The sequence below is a fragment of the Dactylosporangium sp. CS-033363 genome (genome assembly GCF_050942475.1).
GTDB lineage: Bacteria > Actinomycetota > Actinomycetes > Mycobacteriales > Micromonosporaceae > Dactylosporangium.
The window spans coordinates 9,474,707-9,491,328 of record NZ_CP192032.1; the positions used below are offsets into that span (position 1 = coordinate 9,474,707).

At 72.5% G+C, this 16,622-nt stretch carries 15 protein-coding genes; 8 read left to right on the top strand and 7 right to left on the bottom strand.

Annotated elements, in window-relative coordinates; all coding sequences use genetic code 11:
• Positions 1 to 137: 137 nt before the first annotated feature.
• Positions 138 to 1,460 (top strand): nitric oxide synthase oxygenase, encoded by a 1,323-nt coding sequence (locus ACQPZ4_RS43655; protein ID WP_433050146.1) that lies wholly within the window; start codon positions 138 to 140, stop codon positions 1,458 to 1,460.
• Positions 1,461 to 1,510: 50 nt separating this feature from the next.
• On the opposite strand, the gene rocD is transcribed toward ACQPZ4_RS43655, so the two are convergent.
• From rocD to ACQPZ4_RS43670, 3 genes are all read right to left on the bottom strand, one after another.
• A complete protein-coding gene (gene rocD, locus ACQPZ4_RS43660) occupies positions 1,511 to 2,725 on the bottom strand; it encodes an ornithine--oxo-acid transaminase (RefSeq protein WP_433050149.1) in 1,215 nt (404 codons plus the stop codon).
• Positions 2,722 to 3,513 carry a dimethylargininase gene (gene ddaH / locus ACQPZ4_RS43665; RefSeq protein WP_433050152.1) on the bottom strand — a complete coding sequence of 264 codons (792 nt, stop codon included), beginning with the start codon at positions 3,511 to 3,513 and terminating at the stop codon, positions 2,722 to 2,724. Before ddaH ends, rocD begins: the two co-directional genes overlap by 4 nt.
• Before the next feature lie 81 nt (positions 3,514 to 3,594).
• Entirely contained in the window at positions 3,595 to 3,810 is a 216-nt protein-coding gene (locus tag ACQPZ4_RS43670) for a hypothetical protein (protein WP_433050155.1), read from the bottom strand.
• A 76-nt stretch (positions 3,811 to 3,886) separates the two neighbouring features.
• Between ACQPZ4_RS43670 and ACQPZ4_RS43675 the strand changes: the two genes are divergently transcribed.
• The 4 genes from ACQPZ4_RS43675 to ACQPZ4_RS43690 are packed head-to-tail and all read left to right on the top strand — an operon-like array spanning position 3,887 to position 5,904.
• Complete coding sequence (locus tag ACQPZ4_RS43675; RefSeq protein WP_433050158.1) at positions 3,887 to 4,276, top strand: hemerythrin domain-containing protein; 390 nt, start codon at positions 3,887 to 3,889, stop codon at positions 4,274 to 4,276.
• 22 nt (positions 4,277 to 4,298) lie between these two features.
• Positions 4,299 to 4,898 carry a nucleotidyltransferase family protein gene (locus ACQPZ4_RS43680; RefSeq protein WP_433050161.1) on the top strand — a complete coding sequence of 200 codons (600 nt, stop codon included), beginning with the start codon at positions 4,299 to 4,301 and terminating at the stop codon, positions 4,896 to 4,898.
• Between the two features lie 11 nt (positions 4,899 to 4,909).
• Positions 4,910 to 5,155 carry a hypothetical protein gene (locus ACQPZ4_RS43685; RefSeq protein ID WP_433050163.1) on the top strand — a complete coding sequence of 82 codons (246 nt, stop codon included), beginning with the start codon at positions 4,910 to 4,912 and terminating at the stop codon, positions 5,153 to 5,155.
• On the top strand, positions 5,152 to 5,904 hold the full coding sequence (locus ACQPZ4_RS43690; protein ID WP_433050166.1) for a metallophosphoesterase family protein: 753 nt from the start codon (positions 5,152 to 5,154) through the stop codon (positions 5,902 to 5,904). Before ACQPZ4_RS43685 ends, ACQPZ4_RS43690 begins: the two co-directional genes overlap by 4 nt.
• Here the strand turns inward: ACQPZ4_RS43690 and ACQPZ4_RS43695 are convergent, their stop codons facing one another.
• On the bottom strand, positions 5,905 to 6,699 hold the full coding sequence (locus tag ACQPZ4_RS43695) for an RNA polymerase sigma factor SigF (RefSeq protein ID WP_433050169.1): 795 nt from the start codon (positions 6,697 to 6,699) through the stop codon (positions 5,905 to 5,907).
• Between the two features lie 256 nt (positions 6,700 to 6,955).
• On the bottom strand, positions 6,956 to 8,233 hold the full coding sequence (locus tag ACQPZ4_RS43700; protein ID WP_433050172.1) for a glycosyltransferase: 1,278 nt from the start codon (positions 8,231 to 8,233) through the stop codon (positions 6,956 to 6,958).
• 130 nt (positions 8,234 to 8,363) lie between these two features.
• Between ACQPZ4_RS43700 and ACQPZ4_RS43705 the strand changes: the two genes are divergently transcribed.
• Positions 8,364 to 10,856: a SpoIIE family protein phosphatase gene (locus ACQPZ4_RS43705; protein WP_433050175.1), complete on the top strand. Its 2,493-nt coding sequence runs from the start codon at positions 8,364 to 8,366 to the stop codon at positions 10,854 to 10,856.
• A gap of 136 nt (positions 10,857 to 10,992) precedes the next feature.
• Here the strand turns inward: ACQPZ4_RS43705 and ACQPZ4_RS43710 are convergent, their stop codons facing one another.
• Entirely contained in the window at positions 10,993 to 11,592 is a 600-nt protein-coding gene (locus tag ACQPZ4_RS43710; protein WP_433050177.1) for a hypothetical protein, read from the bottom strand.
• Positions 11,593 to 11,684: 92 nt separating this feature from the next.
• Here ACQPZ4_RS43710 and ACQPZ4_RS43715 point away from each other — a divergent pair, with 92 nt between their 5' ends.
• Positions 11,685 to 14,213, top strand: coding sequence for a TRAP transporter permease (locus ACQPZ4_RS43715; RefSeq protein WP_433050180.1), 2,529 nt, complete (start codon positions 11,685 to 11,687; stop codon positions 14,211 to 14,213).
• 382 nt (positions 14,214 to 14,595) lie between these two features.
• Positions 14,596 to 15,594, top strand: coding sequence for a TAXI family TRAP transporter solute-binding subunit (locus tag ACQPZ4_RS43720; protein WP_433050183.1), 999 nt, complete (start codon positions 14,596 to 14,598; stop codon positions 15,592 to 15,594).
• 462 nt (positions 15,595 to 16,056) lie between these two features.
• Here ACQPZ4_RS43720 and ACQPZ4_RS43725 read toward each other — a convergent pair whose 3' ends face one another.
• The gene (locus tag ACQPZ4_RS43725; RefSeq protein WP_433050186.1) at positions 16,057 to 16,332 is read right to left on the bottom strand and encodes a hypothetical protein; all 276 of its coding nucleotides are present in this window, start codon (positions 16,330 to 16,332) and stop codon (positions 16,057 to 16,059) included.
• Positions 16,333 to 16,622: the final 290 nt, after the last annotated feature.

The window sequence follows — 16,622 nt, forward strand, 5'->3', positions numbered from 1 at the left end:
TGCGACTTCGGTCTTGGCCGGGCCGACACGATGTCCTCCTGCCACCCAGCACTGGGATCCTTCGGCGTTGGAGGTTGCGCGTGAGCGTGCCCGGATACCGCGACATACCGGGACGGCCCTGGGATGCCCACTCCCCCGTGGACCCCGCCGAGGCCGAGGACTTTCTGGCCCTGTTCCACCACGAGCAGCAGCCCGGCGGCAACGGGCGCGAGCGCCTGGCCCGGGTCCGCGACGAGATCGCCGAGACCGGCACCTACGTCCACACGTACGCCGAGCTGGTCTTCGGCGCCCGCGTGGCCTGGCGCAACGCCTCCCGCTGCATCGGCCGCCTCTACTGGCGCAGCCTCGTCGTGCGCGACCTGCGCAAGGTCACCACGACCGCCGAGGTGCACGAGGAGCTCGTCCGGCACCTGCGCCTGGCCGGCCAGCGCGAGCGGCACGTGATCCGCCCGGTGATCTCCGTCTTCGCCCAGCACCGCCCCGGCCGCCCGGGCGTGCGCCTGTGGAACGACCAGCTCATCCGCTACGCCGGGCACCGCCACCCGGACGGCACCGTGGTCGGCGACCCGCGGTACGCCCAGTTCACCGAGACCCTCCAGCAGCACGGCTGGCGCGGCAAGCCCGACAACCCGTTCGACGTGCTGCCCCTCGCGCTGGAGGCGCCGGACGGCACCGTGAGCCTGCACGAGCTGCCCGAGGACGCCGTGTGGGAGGTGCCGATCGAGCACCCGGAGCTGCGCTGGTTCGCCGAGCTGGGGCTGCGCTGGCACGCCATCCCGGCGATCGCCAACATGCGGCTCACCGTCGGCGGCGTCGACTATCCGCTGGCGCCCTTCAACGGCTGGTACCTGGGCACCGAGATCGGCGCGCGCAACCTGGCCGACCGGGACCGGTACAACCTCCTGCCCCTGGTGGCATCGCGGATGGGCCTGGACACCTCGACCGAGCGCTCGCTGTGGAAGGACCGCGCCCTCGTCGAGCTGAACCGGGCCGTGCTGTGGTCCTTCGACCAGGCGGGCGCGCGCATCAGCGACCATCACACCGAGTCGGAGCGCTTCCTGGCCCACATGGTGAGCGAGGAGCGCTCGGGCCGCCCGACGCCGGCCGACTGGTCGTGGATCGTGCCGCCGATGAGCGGGTCGACGACGGGGGTCTTTCACCGGTACTACGCCGAGGCCGACCAGCGCCCCGGCTTCTACCTCGACGCGGAGGCGCGCGAGCTGGGCAAGCGCGGGCGTTCTCCGGTGCCGGCGCCGACCGCTGCCGCTCGCTGCCCGGTCGCGCACGCCCCGGTCGCGCCTGTTCCGGCGGCCGATCATCCGCCGCTGCCCCGGCCTCGTGCGGTGCCGGCGGCGATTCCGCCGGTGCGCCCCGCGTCGCCGGACGTCCTGGTGATGGAGGCCCCGGCGCCGGTACCGGCGCAGCGCCAGGGCTTCTTCAGCCGCCTCCTGAAGCGCTGAGCATGGGGCCGGCCACCTTTGTCGGTGACCGGCCCCGAGCGCCTTTGCGGTCAGCCCTTCAGGACGGTGGTCAGGGCGTCGACGGCGACGTCGATGTCGGCCTCGGTGACCGTCAGCGGCGGGGCCAGGCGCAGCGTCGAGCCGTGCGTGTCCTTGGCCAGCACGCCGAGCGCCATCAGCCGCTCGCTCGCCTCGCGCCCGGTCATCAGGGCCGGGTCGATGTCGATGCCCGCCCACAGCCCGCGCCCGCGGACCGCGGTCAGGCCGTGGCCGACCAGCTCGTTGAGCCGCCGGTGCAGGTGCGCGCCGACCTTGCGCGCCCGGTCCTGCGGCTCGCCGGTCTCCAGCAGGCCGATGACCGCCCGCGCCACCGCGCAGGCGAGGGGGTTGCCACCGAACGTGGAGCCGTGCTCGCCGGGCCGCAGCACGCCCAGGACGTCGGCGTCGGCCGCGACTGCCGACACCGGGACGATGCCGCCACCCAGCGCCTTGCCCAGAACGTACATGTCGGGTACGACATTTTCGTCGTCGCAGGCGAACGTCGCGCCGGTGCGGCCGAGGCCGGACTGGATCTCGTCGGCCACGAACAGGACGTTGTTGTCGGTGCACAGGCGGCGCACGCCCGGCAGGTAGCCGCGCGGCGGGACCAGGACGCCGGCCTCACCCTGAATGGGCTCGAGCAGTACAGCCACCGTGGTTTCGTCGATGGCGGCCTCGAGCGCGTCCAGGTCGCCGTAGGGCACGACGACGAACCCGGGCGTGTAGGGGCCGTAGTCCGCGCGGGCCTCCGGGTCGGTGGAGAAGCTCACGATGGTCGTGGTGCGGCCGTGGAAGTTGCCGTCCGCCACGATGATGGTGGCCTGGCCGTCCGGGACGCCCTTGACCTGGTACCCCCACTTGCGGGACACCTTGATCGCGGTCTCCACGGCCTCGGCGCCGCTGTTCATCGGCAGCACCATGTCCTTGCCGGTGAGCCGGGCCAGGTCGCGGCAGAACGGGCCGAACTGGTCGTGCAGGAACGCGCGGCTGGTCAGCGTCACGCGGTCCAGCTGCTCGCGGGCGGCGGCGATGAGGCCGGGGTGGCGGTGGCCGAAGTTCAGCGCGGAGTACCCGGCCAGGCAGTCCAGGTAGCGGCGCCCGTCCACGTCGGTGACCCAGGCGCCCTCGGCCTCGGCGATGACGACCGGCAGCGGGTGGTAGTTGTGCGCGGTGTGCGCCTCCGCCTCTTCCACTGCGGTGCTCGTGCGATTGACGACGCTCGTCATGACCGGACCTCCAGGGTGCAGCACTTCGGCCCGCCGCCGGCCCGGTGCAGCTCGGAGACGTCGACGGGAACCGGCTGGAACCCCTTCGACGCTAGCGCTGCGGCCAGGCGGGTGGCGGCGGATGGCAGGACAACCCGGTGGCCGTCGCTGACCGCGTTGAGGCCCAGCACGGCGGCGTCCTCGGCGGTGGCGAGCACGGCGTCGGGGTACAGCCGCCGCAGCACGGCCTGGCTGCCCGCGGAGAACGCGCCCGGGTAGTACGCGATGTTGTCCGTCGACAGCACGGTCAGCGCGGTGTCGAGGTGGTAGTAGCGCGGATCGACCAGCTGCAGGGTGAGCACCGGCCGGCCGAAGAGCTCCTGCGCCTCGGCGTGCGCGGCGTGCTCGGTGCGCAGCCCGGTGCCGGCCAGGATCCACTCGCCCGCCAGCAGCAGGTCGCCCTCGCCCTCGTTGACGCTCTTCGCCGCGTGCACGTCGAAGCCGTTGCGGGCGAACCACTCCAGGTAGGCCGGGCCCTCGTCGGCGCGCTCCGGGTGGCGGAACTGCGCGCCGTACACCCGGCCGTCCACGACCGTCGCGCCGTTGGCGGCGAAGACCATGTCGGGCAGGCCGGGGACCGGGTCGATGAGCTCGACGGTGTGGCCGAGGGACAGGTACAGCTCGTACAGCGTCGTCCACTGCGCGACGGCCCGCTCGGTGTCCACCGGCAGGGTCGGGTCCATCCACGGGTTGATCGCGTAGTCCACCGCGAAGTACGTCGGGCGGCACATGAGGTAACGACGACTCATGGACACAACCTACGGCCGGATTCGCTGCTTTTTGAGAGCTCTTCGTTGCGCTGTGCGTCGATTCAGCGGCGAATCGTTGCGTCAGCGCAGCTCCCGCCAGTTGCCGGGCTGGGCCAGCAGGCCGGAGACGCAGTTCATGGCGCTGTCCTCGTCGGCGAACTCGTAGCGGCGGCCGCGCCCGTCGGCCCCGCCCTCCCGCGACTCGACCCACCAGATGCCGGCGTCCTCGAAGAGGTAGACGTCGCGGCGGGCCAGCCGGCCCCAGGTGCCGTTCCACCAGTGTTTTCTGCGCTCCATGGGGCTAATTCGAACACATGTACCAACATCACGGTAGGGTGGGTTAGCAAAAGCCCGCCATGGGTACGCCTGCTCCATGTCGGCGGACCTCATCGAGCTCCTCACGGCCGAGCACCGCCGGCTGGAGTCGCTCTTCGCCGACGTGGAGACGGCCCCGACGGCCGAGCGCCGGCGCCAGGCCCTCGCCGCGGCCGCGGCCGCCCTGGAGCGGCACACCGCGGCCGAGAACCGGTTCCTGCACCCCGCGCTGCGCGCGCATCTGCCGGCCGGGCCGGACATCGCGGCGTACGAGGAGGCCGAACACGCCTCGTTCGACGGCCCGCTGACGACGGAGTGCTTCGACGCCGTCCGCCAGCACATGCAGGAGGAGGAGACCGAGCTCTTCCCGCGCCTGGCCGGGGCCTGCCCGGCCGAAGAACTGCGCCGCCTGGGTGAGGCCATGCATTCGGTGCGTGTGACGGAATGATCGCGCGGGTAAGCCTGCATGCATGGCAGTTTCCGAGGACAGGCAGCCGCTGATCGCCACGCTCAAGAAGGCCGCGTTCCACCTCAAGGACGCGGGCATCCCCTTCTGTCTCGCGGGCAGCTTCGCGGTGTACGCGCGCGGCGGTGAGTCCGTCGACCACGACATCGACTTCCTCATCAAGCAGGAGGACGCCGAGCGGGTCCTGGCCGCCCTGTCCGAGGTCGGCTTCCGCGGCGAGGTGCCACCCGAGGGCTGGCTGGTGAAGGCCTGGGACGACACCGAGCAGGGCGACCTGCTCATCGACTTCATCTTCTGCCCCGTGCAGCGCCCGGTGACCGACGCGACCCTCGAGGACACCGACGTCATCGCGGTCAACGCCTGCCACATGCCGGTGCTCTCGGCCACCGAGCTGATGATCCACAAGACCCTGACCTGGTCCGCGCACTACTGCGACTTCGCGCGCGGGCTGCCGGTCGCCCGGTCCCTGCGCGAGCAGATCGACTGGCCACGGGTCTACCGGGAAACGGCCCACTCGCCGTACGCCCATGCTTTCCTGTTCTTGATCGACCGCCTCGGCGTGATGTCGATGGACGAGGCCAGCGCGCTGGCGGCGGCCGTCTAAGGGGGAACACGATGTCCACAGACCAGTACGTCGAGGGCGAGCTGCAGCACCTGCTCGCCGAGGACGACCGGATCACCGAACAGGGGATCCGCTTCGTGCGCACCGACTCCGGAATCGCGCTCGTCGGCGAGGTGGAGAGCGCCGAGCGCCGCGACATGATCTGCCAGGTGGTCAGCGAGGCGTTCCCGGACCTTCCGGTGCAGTGCAACATCGGCCTGACCCGCGTCCACGAGCCGGAAGAGGTGGAGGAGCTGTGAGCGGTACCGACTGCGTTCGCGTTGCCGCGGTCGGCGACGTCCACCTCGACGCCGACGTGGTGGGCCGCTACCGCCCGGCCCTGGAGCACCTCGGCGACAAGGCCGACCTGCTCCTGCTCGCCGGCGACCTGACCCGGCACGGCACCGCCGAGGAGGCCGGCTGCGTGGCCCGCGAGTTCGGCGGCCTGGCGGTCCCGGTGGTGGCGATCCTGGGCAACCACGACTACCACTCCGACCAGCAGGATGCCGTCGCGTCGGTACTGCGCGACGCCGGCCTGATCGTCCTGGAGTGCTCCGGCACCGTCCTGGACTGCAACGGCGTCCGCGTGGGCGTAGCCGGCACCAAGGGCTTCGGCGGCGGCTTCGCGGGCGCGTGCGCCAGCGAGTTCGGCGAGCCGGAGATGAAGGCCTTCACCCGCCACGGCCGCGAACTGGCCGCCCGCTTCGGCGCGTCCCTGGCGGCGCTGGACTGCGACGTGAAGGTCTCGCTGACGCACTACTCCCCCGTGCCGGAAACGTTGCTGGGCGAGCCGCTGGAGATCTACCCGTTTCTGGGCTCCTACCACCTGGCCCAGGCCATCGACGGCGCGACGGACGTGGGCCTGGCCGTGCACGGGCACGCGCACGCGGGCTCGGAACGCGGCATGACCCCGGGCGGCGTCCCCGTGCGGAACGTGGCGCACCCGGTCATCAAGCAGGCCTACAACGTGTACCAGCTGTCGGTTTCCACGACCCTCGCGCCGGTCTGATCAGAAGGGTTCGACCAGCTCGCCCCGCAGGAAGGTCAGGGCGTGGGCGAGCAGGCGCGACACGTGCATCTGGGAGATCCCCAGGCGCTCCGCGATCTGGGTCTGGGTCAGGTTGCCGAAGAAGCGCATCGCGATGATGCGCTGCTCGCGCTCCGGCAGCCGGGCGATCAGCGGCCGCAGCGACTCGCGGTCGTCCACCGCCTCCAGGGCGCGGTCGGCGGCGCCCAGCAGGTCGGCGAGTTCGGCGCCGGTGTCGTCGCCGCCGGCGGGGGCGTTGATGGACAGGGCGCGGTACGCGTGGCCGGACTCCAGGCCCTCGATGACCTCCTCCTCCGAGACGCCGACGCGGGCGGCCAGGTCGGCCACCGTCGGGGAGCGGCCAAGTTCCTGGGCCAGGTCGCCGGAGATCTTGCCGAGTTCGAGGCGGAGCTCCTGGAGGCGGCGGGGTACCCGCACGTCCCAGCCCTTGTCGCGGAAGTGGCGCTTGAGCTCGCCCACGATCATCGGGATGGCGTAGCTGGTGAAGGCGGCGCCGCGGGAGGGGTCGAAGCCGTCCACGGACTTGATCAGGCCGACGCCCGCCACCTGGTTGAGGTCGTCCTGCGGCTCGCCGCGGTTGCGGAAGCGGCGGGCCAGGTACTCGGCCAGCGGGAGGTACAGCTCGATGAGCCGCGCCCGGATGCGGGGGCGGTCGGGGCTGTCGGGCGGGAGGTCGGCCAGCACGGTGAGCAGGGCCTGGGCGGCGGCCTCGGCGTCCTTGCCGGGTGCGCGGGAACCATGGGAGGTGATGGACATGAGGGGATCCCCCTGCCTGCCTGCCGGGAGCGCGGGGCACACACGGGCGCGGCGGCTCACGGCGAAGGTTTCGGCCGGTCGGCGCCCTGTTCTCGAGCGCCCGGCACGGTCCCGCGGCGACTGGATCGCGGCTGATTTGACGATCCGCCGGGGTGCATCCGCCGTCTGGAGCTGGTCCAACGAAGAATGCAGATACGGTCCGACCAACGTACCGCGCCGCCCGGCCCCCGGGCAAGGCTCGCACCACTGAACGTGGTCAGGAGACCTCGGAGAGTTCGTCCTCCTCGGAGGCTTCCGCGGGCTCCTCGGCGGCGTCGGACTCGGTGGCGCCGGTGACCGTGCGGTACACCCGCTCGAGCTCGGTCGCCGCCCGCTCCCAGGTGTAGCGGGACCGGACGCGGTCGATCGCCGCGCTGGCGAAGCTCATCCGGCGCACCTCGTCGCCGAGCAGGGCGCGCAGGGCGCCGGCCATGGCGTTGACGTCGCGGGGCGGGACCAGCACGCCGGTCACGTTGTCGATGACGCTCTCGCCGATACCGCCGACCTCGTAGGCGACCACCGGCACGCCGCAGGCCATCGCCTCCAGCGGGGTCAGGCCGAACGGCTCGTACCAGGGCGCGCAGGCCAGCACGTCGGACGAGCGGTACCAGCCGGCCAGTTCCTCCTGGGTGACCGCGCCGACCATGCGCACCCGGTCGCCGACGCCGTGCGTGTCGGCCAGCTGCAGCAGGCGGCGGGCCTCGGGGTCGGCGTCGAGGTCGCGGGGCGGGCGGGCCGGGTCGGAGCCGCCGACCACGATCAGCTCGGCGCCCGGCACCCGGCGCAGCGCCTCGACCAGGTCGCCGAAGCCCTTGCGGGCCACCAGCGGGCCGACGGTGAGGATGCGGCGCAGGCCCGGGCGGCGGTGGTCGGCGGCGGGGCCGGTCGGGGTGAAGACCTCGACGTCGACGCCGGACGGGACGATCACGGTGGCGGCGCGGCGTACCCCCATGCGCCCCAGCTCAGCCACCTCGTCCTCGCTCTGCGCGACGACGCGGTCGGCGAGCGAGCCCAGGGTGCGCTCCAGCCCGGCGCGGGGGCCCGGCTTGGCGTTGTGGTCGGCGGGCAGCGCGCGGCGCTCGGCCGAGGCGAGGCCGTGGTACGACACGACGACCGGCCGCCGCACGTCCGCGGTGGCGGTCAGCGCGGCGAGGCCGGAGAGCCAGAAGTGGGCGTGCACGACGTCGGGCGCGGCGCCGGGGTCCTCGGCCCAGCGCGCGGCGAGGGCGCGGCCGAAGTCGCCCATCAGCGGAAGCTGCTCGTCGGGCGGGAGCGGCGCCTCGGGTCCGGCCGGCACGTGCTCGATCGACACGCCCGGGGAAAATTGCACCGAGGCGGGAGCGGTGCCGTCCTCGCGCCGGACGTACACGCTGACGTCGTGCCCCATCGCGCCGAGGGCCTTGGCCACGGCCGCCACGTGTGTGTGCCGGCCTCCCGCCACCGGGCCGCCCAGCCCGAGCGGGCTGGCCTGAGCGGAGACCAGGGCGATCCTCAAGACTCAGACCTCCACCGAACCGACTGCGCTTACCTGCCACCGCCCCTACCCGGGCCGGATGGTGGTAAACATCAACGGGCGAGCCGGACGACGGCTCGCGCACGCGAGCATGGACGGGAGAGGGAACGGCATGGCCGACAGGGCCCCCGAGGGCGGCAACAGCAGCGCGGAGCCGGCCGAGGCGCTCGCCGCGCTCGTCGCGAAGCTGCGGGCCGAGCTGACCGGGGTGCGCACCGCCATGCGGAACCGCGCCGTCATCGAGCAGGCCAAGGGCGTGCTCGTGGAGCGGCTCGGGATCACCCCCGACCAGGGCTTCGACCAGCTCGTCCGGCTCAGCCAGCGGACCAACATCAAGCTGATCGAGGTCGCGGCGGCGATCGTCGGCACCACCTCGCCCGACCCGAACGCGCCCGATGTGGTGAATCTCATCGACGACGAGCTCCGCCAGCACGTCGCGCGGACGCGGGCCACGGACAAAAAGCCCGAAAAGCCGGATATGGTACCGGCGGCTGCTCGCCGGCGCGCCAGCCGTACACCCGAGGTCGAAGCGCTGCAGTCCCAGCACCAGCTGCTCAGTGCCCGGGTCGCGGCCGCCCGCTCCTATGACGAGATCTGCGAGGTGCTCGGCACCGCCCCCACCGCGTGGCCGGCGCCCACCGCGGTGCTGCTCACCCTGCTCGACCCGGACGGCGCCCAGCGCGGCGTCGGGACCTTCGGGGTGCCGGGCGAGGTGCGCAGCCGCTGGTCGCGCATCCCCCCGGACCCGGGCCTGCCGCTGGTCGTGGCCGCGCAGGACGTCGAGACGCTGTGGCTCGCGCCCGAGCCCGACGCCCGGCGCCGCTTCCCGGTGCTCGGCCAGCAGCCGTTCGGCGGCGAGACGCTGCTCGCCTCGCCGCTGATCTCCGACGAGCGAGTCATCGGCGGCATCCTGATGACCTGGGCCGAGGGGCTCGCCGAGGCCGAGGAGCTGCGGCGGTACGTCGCGGCCCTCCTCGAACCCGTCGCCCGCCAGGTCGACACGCTCATCCGCGACGAGATCGCCAGCGCCTGGTTCCACGTCGACGGCGAGGAGAGCGGCCAGGGCGCCCCGGCCCAGGTCTGGCTGCCGACCGTGGCCGACGCGCTGCACGACCCGGGCGCGCTGCTGTCCCCGGTGCACGAGGACGGGCAGCTGGTCGACTTCCGCGTGGAGTACGCGAACGGCCTGGCCCGGCAGATCTTCTCCGGCGCGCGGGTCGACCCGGACGAGGCGACGCTGCTGGCCGCGTACCCGGCGCTGGGCAGTGCCACGCTGCTGCCCGAGTTCGCCCGCGTGCTGCAGGACGGCCAGCCCCGCCGCCTGGAGGGCCTGCGGGCCGACCCGCGCACCGACGGGGTGCCCGGGCCGCAGACCCTGACCGTGCACGCGGTGCGCCTGTGGGACCGGGTGTTCGCGGTGTGGAAGGTCGCGACCGAGGCCGACCTGCTCTACGACCAGCTGCTGCAGGCCGAGCGCATCGCGGGCATCGGCTCGTTCTGCTGGGAGCTGCGCGACCCGGAGCCGCGCTGCTCCCCCGAGCTGGTCCGGCTCTTCCACCGCGGCCAGGCCGGCGGCCGCGACGCCCGCAACGGGGAGGCGCGCATCCCGGTCGACGAGCTGACGGCGAGCGTGCATCCGGACGACCTGCTGGCCGTACAGGATGCGGTGCGGCGCACGATCGTCGAAGGCAAGCAGCTGCTGGCCGAGATCCGCGGGGCCGGCCGCGTCAACGGCCGCCGGCTGCGGCTCACCGCCGAGGCCATCCACGACGACACCGGCAACGTCACCGCGGTGCGCGGCACGGTCCAGGACGTCACCGAGGAGCGCGCGATCGAGGCCCGCCTGCGCCGCGCCGAGGAGGCCCTGGCCGCCCAGCGCCACCGCCTGGCCGACGAGCGCCGCGCGGCCGAGGCGCTGCAGAAGGCCCTCCTGCCCACCGACCCCGAACTCGGCCACCTCGAGGGCGTCGAGATCTGCGGCCGCTGCCGCTCCCCCGAGCGCGTCGGCACGATCGACGGCGACTGGTACGACGCCACCCCCGTCGGCACCGAGGGCGCCTCGATCCTGGTCCTGGGCGACGTCGACGAGCGCGGCCTGTCCTCGATGACGACGGCCGCCCGGCTGCGCTACGCCGTGCGCGCGTACGCGATGCTGGACATGCCGCCCGGCGAGATCCTGACCGCGGTCAACGGCATGCTGTGCGCCATGGAGGTCGACCACACGGCGTGCCTCATCGTCGCCCGGTACCACCCGCAGACCCGCGAGCTGCGCTGGGCCGCCGCGGGCCAGGTCGCCCCGATCCGCTACGACGCCGCCGGCCAGGGCACCGTGCTCTCGGGCCCGCTGGGCCTGCCGCTGGGCGAGGTCGACCAGATGCAGTACACGGACGCGGCGGTGACCCTGGCCCCGGGCGACCGCGTGCTCTTCTACACCGGCCTCAACGCCACGATCTCGCGCCGCCGCGGCGGGGGCCTGGACCTGGTACGCCGGGCCGGCGAACAGGTCGACCTGGCCGACTTCGACGCCGTGGTCACGCACCTCATGACGGTCCTCAACGTGCCCGAGGACGAGGACGTCTGCGCGATGCTGGTCCACGTGCCGTAGAAGTCGTTCGGCGGGGGGACGAAATGTCGGGCGCTGGCGCGCCGCGACATTTCGGACTTTTCGCCTGGCGGGTCATATATGCTGATTCGCGGCTTTTTGCGGCGCTTGCTACAGCGGTGCCGTAACGGTGCGCTGTTTACAACGTGCGTGAATCCCAGTCCCAGGCCAGGTCGAGGCCGTCGAAGCGACCGAGCGCGTCGCGGTGCCGCCCCGCGATCACGATCCGGTCCGGGCCGAGGTGGGCGAGCAGGTCGTCGTCGCCGAAGTACCGCAGCGCCGGGTCCGGCCACTGCCACAACCCGTCGTCGAGCTCCCGCAGCCGCACCTTGACCGCCCGCACCGCCTCGGCCGGCGGCGCCATGCGCACGAGCCCGTGCAGCGGCGCATAGGTGGCCTCATAGACCGCCGCATAGACCAGAAACCGCGACAACGGCAGTCCGGTGTACAGCCCGTCGTTCTCGATCACCTCCGGATCCCGGGCCCCGGCGCGGAAGGCGGCGTCATCGAAGGAGTACCAGTCCGCGCTCCCCTGCCAGAACCGGGCCGACCCCGGCGGCAGCAGCTCGTGATCCCGGCTCAGCGGATAGGTGTACCGCGCCGCCAGCCGATGCCACTCCGCCAGCGCCTCGGGCACGCCGGGCAGCGCGAGCTCGACGGGCGGGCGATCCGGCGGCCCGTACCACCGGTACACGAACCGCCCGAGGCTGTCGGGCGCGACGACGTCCAACTCGTACACGCGCAACATCATGCCCCGTTGTTGCACATTCGCTACCAAATCCCAGAAGTAGACCATTACGAATATTGATGAATTCGCGTACTCTCCGGCGCATGTCGGACGAGTCCGGGACGGGGACGACTCGGGACGAGGTGCCTTCAGCCGCTGCTGAGCCCTCGTCGACACCCCCACGCGAATCGACCGGCACCACTGCCAGGTCCTCGCCACCCGCGCGCGACACGGGCGCCGACGCGCCGGCGCCGAGCACGACCGCGGGTGCCGAGGCCGGCGCGCCGACGCGAAGCCGGACCGCGAGCGCCGGTGCCGACGCCGCCGGTGCCGAAGCCGCCGGTGCCGAAGCCGGCGCGCCGACGCCGAGCCGGACCGCGGGTGCCGACGCCGCGGGTGCCGAGGCCGCGGTCGTCGATGCGAGCGTCATCGAGAACGCGAGCGTTCGCGAGCTGGCCGCGCAGTTCGAGGAGGAGAAGCCCGGCCGCCGGGTCCGCGGCCCGATCGACATCGGCGTCACCGCCGTCGCCGCGCTGGCCGCCCTGCTCGTCCTCTGGCAGGTCTTCCGCCCCCTGGCCCAGGGCAGCCAGTACTACCTCGTGATCTTCCTCGGCCTGGTCCTGCCGCTGGTGTTCATCCTGTACCCGTCGGGTATCAGCTTCAGGAGGCGGCGCGAACCCCAGGACGGCCCAGTCCTCGGCGGGGGCCCGACCGCCGGGGACTGGGTCCTCGCCGTCGTCGCGCTCGCCACGAGCCTCTATCCGGTGCTGCCCTTCGGCGGCGGGTACGACGGCTTCCTGGACCGCCAGGGCCTGCTCGACCCGCTCGACGTGACCATGGGCGCGGCCCTGCTGCTGCTCGTGGTCGAGGCGTGCCGGCGCACCACGGGCTGGGTGCTGCCGGTCGTGTGCCTGGTGTTCCTGGGCTACGACTACTACGGCGGCTTCCTGCCGCAGGGCTGGGAGATCGCCCACGCGGGGCTGGACTTCGACCAGATCATCGACGCGCTGTACAACTCGCCGAGCGGGTTCTACGGCACCCCGCTGGACGTCGCCGCCTCGTACATCGTGCTGTTCACCATCTACGGCGCGGTGCTCGACCTGTCCGGCGCGGGCGCGTTCTTCGTCGAGCTGTCCGTGGCCGCGTTCCGCCGCTCCCGCAGCGCGGCCGGACGAACGGCGGTGGCGTCGGGCTTTCTGCTCGGTACCGTATCCGGCTCCGGAGCGGCGACAACCGTCAGCATCGGCGCGGTCACCTGGCCCATCCTCCGCCGCGCCGGCTATCCCGCCGAACGCGCGGGCGGCATGCTCGCCGCCGCCGGCGTGGGCGCGATCCTGTCCCCGCCGACCCTGGGCGCCGCGGCGTTCATCATCGCCGAATACCTCGACGTGTCATATCTGAAAGTGCTTGCCTGGGCCACGGTACCCACAGTGCTGTACTACCTCGGCATCCTGCTCTCCGTCGAGATCGACGCGCGGCGGTTCGGGGCACGTGCGGTACAGCTGAAGGTCCCTGGCGCCTGGTCTTTGCTCACGCGCTTCGGGTATCACTTCCTGTCGTTGTTCGTGATCATCGTCCTGCTGGCCCTGGGCCGCTCGGCCACGCAGGCGGTCGTGTGGGCCACGCTGCTCGCGGCCGTGCTGTCGTTCCTGGACAAGCGCCACCGCCTGACCCCGCGCCGCCTGGTCGAGGCCCTGGCGGCGGGCATCCGCGGCGTCCTGCCGGTCGTGGCCGTCTGCACCGCCGCCGGCGTGATCACCGCCAGCACCACGAAGACCGGCCTCGGCCCGCAGCTGTCCAGCCTCATGGTCGACTGGGCCCAGGCCCTGGCCACCGACCACACCGCGGTCGTCGCGCTCACGGCCGTCTTCGCCGCGATCGCGATGACCCTGCTCGGCCTGGCGGTACCCGTCACCGCGTCCTTCATCATCGGCTGGGTCATCCTCGGCCAGGCCCTGCTCAACCTCGGCATCTCCGAGCCCGCGACCGCGATGTTCATCTTCTACTTCGCGGTGCTGTCCGAGGCCACCCCGCCCACGGCCCTCGCCTCGGTGGCCGCGGCCGCGGTGACCGGCGGCCGCGTGTTCCCGACGATGTGGCAGACCCTCCGGTACGCCCTGCCCGCCTACCTCGTCCCGATCGCCTTCGTCGTGACCCCCGCCGGCCAGGGCCTCCTCGGCATCGGCGGCTTTTCCAGCGTCACCTTCGCCCTGACCGCCTCGGCCGCCGGCGTCCTGGCCCTGTCCGTCGCTGCCGGCGGCTGGTTCATCGGTCTGGGGCCTGCGTCTCCGGTACCGCGAGTGCTCTCCGGCCTGGCCGCGCTCGCCCTGCTCTGGCTCGACCTGTGGACCGTCACCGCCGGCGCGCTCCTCCTGGCCCTGGCGGGGCTGCTCGTGTTTCTCTCACCGCGAAGGAGCTCACGTGCAAACTCCCAACCCCCCGCGCGCAACGACGCCGACACCGCCACCTCCGGCGCCGACTCAGACACCACCACCTCCGGCGCCGACTCCGACTCTGACGCCGACTCTGACGCCGACTCTGACGCCGACCCGGCCGACGGCGGTTCTGGCGAACGCGCAGCCGACGACCACCGCGGCGACCCCGCCCGCACGGCGCACGACCCAGCCGGCTAGCCCGACCACCGCGACGACGGCAGGCTCGCAGCACACGACCACGACCGCGACCGCGACCCCGACGGCGACCCCGACGGCGACCACGACGGCGACCACGACGGCGACCGCGACCACGACGGCGACGGCGACGGCGACGGCGACGGCCGAAGCGTGGCGCACGACCGTGCGGACGGCGACGACCGCCGCGGCGGCGGGCATCCAGCGCACGACTCCGACGGCAACGACCGGCCCGCAGCACACGCCTCCCGCGGCGACAGCGGGCTCGCAGCACACGACCCGGACAGCGGCAGCGGGCTCGCAGCGCACTTCTCTGACGGGGGCCGCCGCAACGCCCCGGCGCACGGTCCCGGCGACGAAGCCCACGCGGCTCGCGGTCGCGGTGATGGCGGCGACGGCCCTGCTGGCGGGGGTGGCCGGCTGCGGGGGCCGGCAGACGCCCGCGGGAACATCCGACAACGCGGCGTCCGGCGCAGCGGCGGGCAACTGCAGCGTCACGAACGACACCCGCATCTCGATCGCGACCGGCAACACCACCGGCGTGTACTACGTCGTCGGCAACGCCTTCGCCGAGCAGGTCACGAAGGCGACCGGCAACAAGGTGAAGGCCACCGCGGCCGAGACCCAGGCCTCCGTCGGCAACATCCAGAGCCTCGAGAAGGGCGACTACCAGGTCGCGTTCTCCCTCTTCGACACGGCAACCGACGCCGTACAGGGCACCGGCTCCTTCACCAAGCCCGTCCAGATCGCCGCCCTGGGCCGCATCTACGACAACTCGACCCACGTGGTCGTCCGCGCCGACAGCGGTATCAACTCCGTCGCCGACATGAAGGGCAAGCGCGTCTCGACCGGCTCGCCGAAGTCCGGTACCGAGGTCATCGCCCAGCGCCTCCTGAAGGCGGCCGGCCTGGACCCGGACAAGGACATCCAGCCCCAGCGCCTCGACCTGCAGAAGACGACCGACGGCATGAAGGCCGGCACCATCGACGCCTTCTTCTGGTCAGGCGGCCTGCCCACGTCGGGCGTCACCGACCTGTTCACCACCGCGGGCGACAAGGTGAAGTTCCTCGACATCGACTCCCTTCTGCCGAAGATGCAGCAACTGAGCCCGGCCTACCAGGCGGGCACCATCCCGTCGTCGACGTACAAGACGGCGACCGACGTGAAGACCATCGTCGTCCCGAACGTCCTGCTGGTCCGCTCCGACATGGACGCCGGCCTGGCCTGCGTCCTGACGAAGACCCTGGTGGAGAAGCGCGACCAACTCGCCCAGGCCAACCCGGCGGCCAAGGGCATCACCCTCGAGACGGTCCGCAAAACCGCCCCGGTGCCAATGCACCCCGGCGCGACCGCCGCCCTGGACTCCCTCGGCGCCGCGAAGTAAACCGGCCTACTGCCAGACGACCACCCCCGCTTCTCATTTGCTGCTCGAGGCCGCGGCTCCTCTCCCATGGGGCCGCGGTCTCCTGCTGTCTCCGCTTCCTCACCACGCCGAACTGCCACCAAGGGATGGCAACCGTGTCCATCGCCGCCCTCGCCGGGCAGCCCAGTTCATCGCCGCCCACGCCAGGCGACCGCGTTCCTCGCCGCCCACGCCGGACGACCGCGTTCCTCGCCGCCCACGCCAGGCAACCGTGTTCCTCGCCGCCCACGCCGGACGACCGTGTTCCTCGCCGCTCACGCCAGACGACCGCCCACGCCGAGCAACCCGGCCCGTCGCCGCCCACACCAGGCAACCGTGTCCATCGCCGCCCACGCCAGGCGACCCGTGCTCCTCGCCGCCCGTGGCTAGGCGTCCGTCTTCGTCACCGCCACCCACGCGACCGCGCAGGCGCCGAACCTCCCCTCACGGAGTGCGCAGCACCCCAGCCAAGTGCGCATGTACGGCCCGAGCCGCACTCTGCGCCGCCTCGATCGCGTCCACGTCAGCGGAGTCGTGTGGAAAGAACGTGAGGCGCCCATCCTCACGCAGCACCACCGGCACCTCGACGCGCTCCAAAATCGCCGACAGGGTCCACTGCGCGTCCAACGCCGCCCGCCCGGCCCGGCGGACCACCTGAGCCGGCACCCGCCACAGGTCATCGACCGTGAACGTCGCCGGTGAACCCACATCGGCTGCCATCCACCAAGGCTAGAAAGCCCCCGCGCACCGTCGCTAGCAAGATTTTCTTCCTGTGGATAACCCGCCTCGAGGGATGGACGGGCCGGTGCCGGATTGCCTCGACCGCGTTGCCGACGTCGCGGGTTGCCGTTGCGGTTGATCCTGCGGCGGCCGTTGGTCAGCCTGCCACCGCGGCGGATCGTGCGTTCCACGATCGGTTTGCGAGTGGGGTGCTGGTTGCTGCGAGCGTCCGGCGGCGTGGTCGGTGCTCGTTGCGCTGGGCGGGTTTGGGCGACCTGAGGAGCTGTTGG

Excerpts from the sequence above, each read along its gene's own strand:
- rocD (WP_433050149.1), bottom strand. The coding sequence starts at position 2,725 with ATGACGAGCGTCGTCAATCGCACGAGCACCGCAGTGGAAGAGGCGGAG.
- ddaH (WP_433050152.1), bottom strand. The coding sequence starts at position 3,513 with ATGAGTCGTCGTTACCTCATGTGCCGCCCGACGTACTTCGCGGTGGAC.
- ACQPZ4_RS43670 (WP_433050155.1), bottom strand. The coding sequence starts at position 3,810 with ATGGAGCGCAGAAAACACTGGTGGAACGGCACCTGGGGCCGGCTGGCC.
- ACQPZ4_RS43675 (WP_433050158.1), top strand. The coding sequence starts at position 3,887 with ATGTCGGCGGACCTCATCGAGCTCCTCACGGCCGAGCACCGCCGGCTG.
- ACQPZ4_RS43680 (WP_433050161.1), top strand. The coding sequence starts at position 4,299 with ATGGCAGTTTCCGAGGACAGGCAGCCGCTGATCGCCACGCTCAAGAAG.
- ACQPZ4_RS43685 (WP_433050163.1), top strand. The coding sequence starts at position 4,910 with ATGTCCACAGACCAGTACGTCGAGGGCGAGCTGCAGCACCTGCTCGCC.
- ACQPZ4_RS43695 (WP_433050169.1), bottom strand. The coding sequence starts at position 6,699 with ATGTCCATCACCTCCCATGGTTCCCGCGCACCCGGCAAGGACGCCGAG.
- ACQPZ4_RS43705 (WP_433050175.1), top strand. The coding sequence starts at position 8,364 with ATGGCCGACAGGGCCCCCGAGGGCGGCAACAGCAGCGCGGAGCCGGCC.
- ACQPZ4_RS43715 (WP_433050180.1), top strand. The coding sequence starts at position 11,685 with ATGTCGGACGAGTCCGGGACGGGGACGACTCGGGACGAGGTGCCTTCA.
- ACQPZ4_RS43720 (WP_433050183.1), top strand. The coding sequence starts at position 14,596 with ATGGCGGCGACGGCCCTGCTGGCGGGGGTGGCCGGCTGCGGGGGCCGG.
- ACQPZ4_RS43725 (WP_433050186.1), bottom strand. The coding sequence starts at position 16,332 with ATGGCAGCCGATGTGGGTTCACCGGCGACGTTCACGGTCGATGACCTG.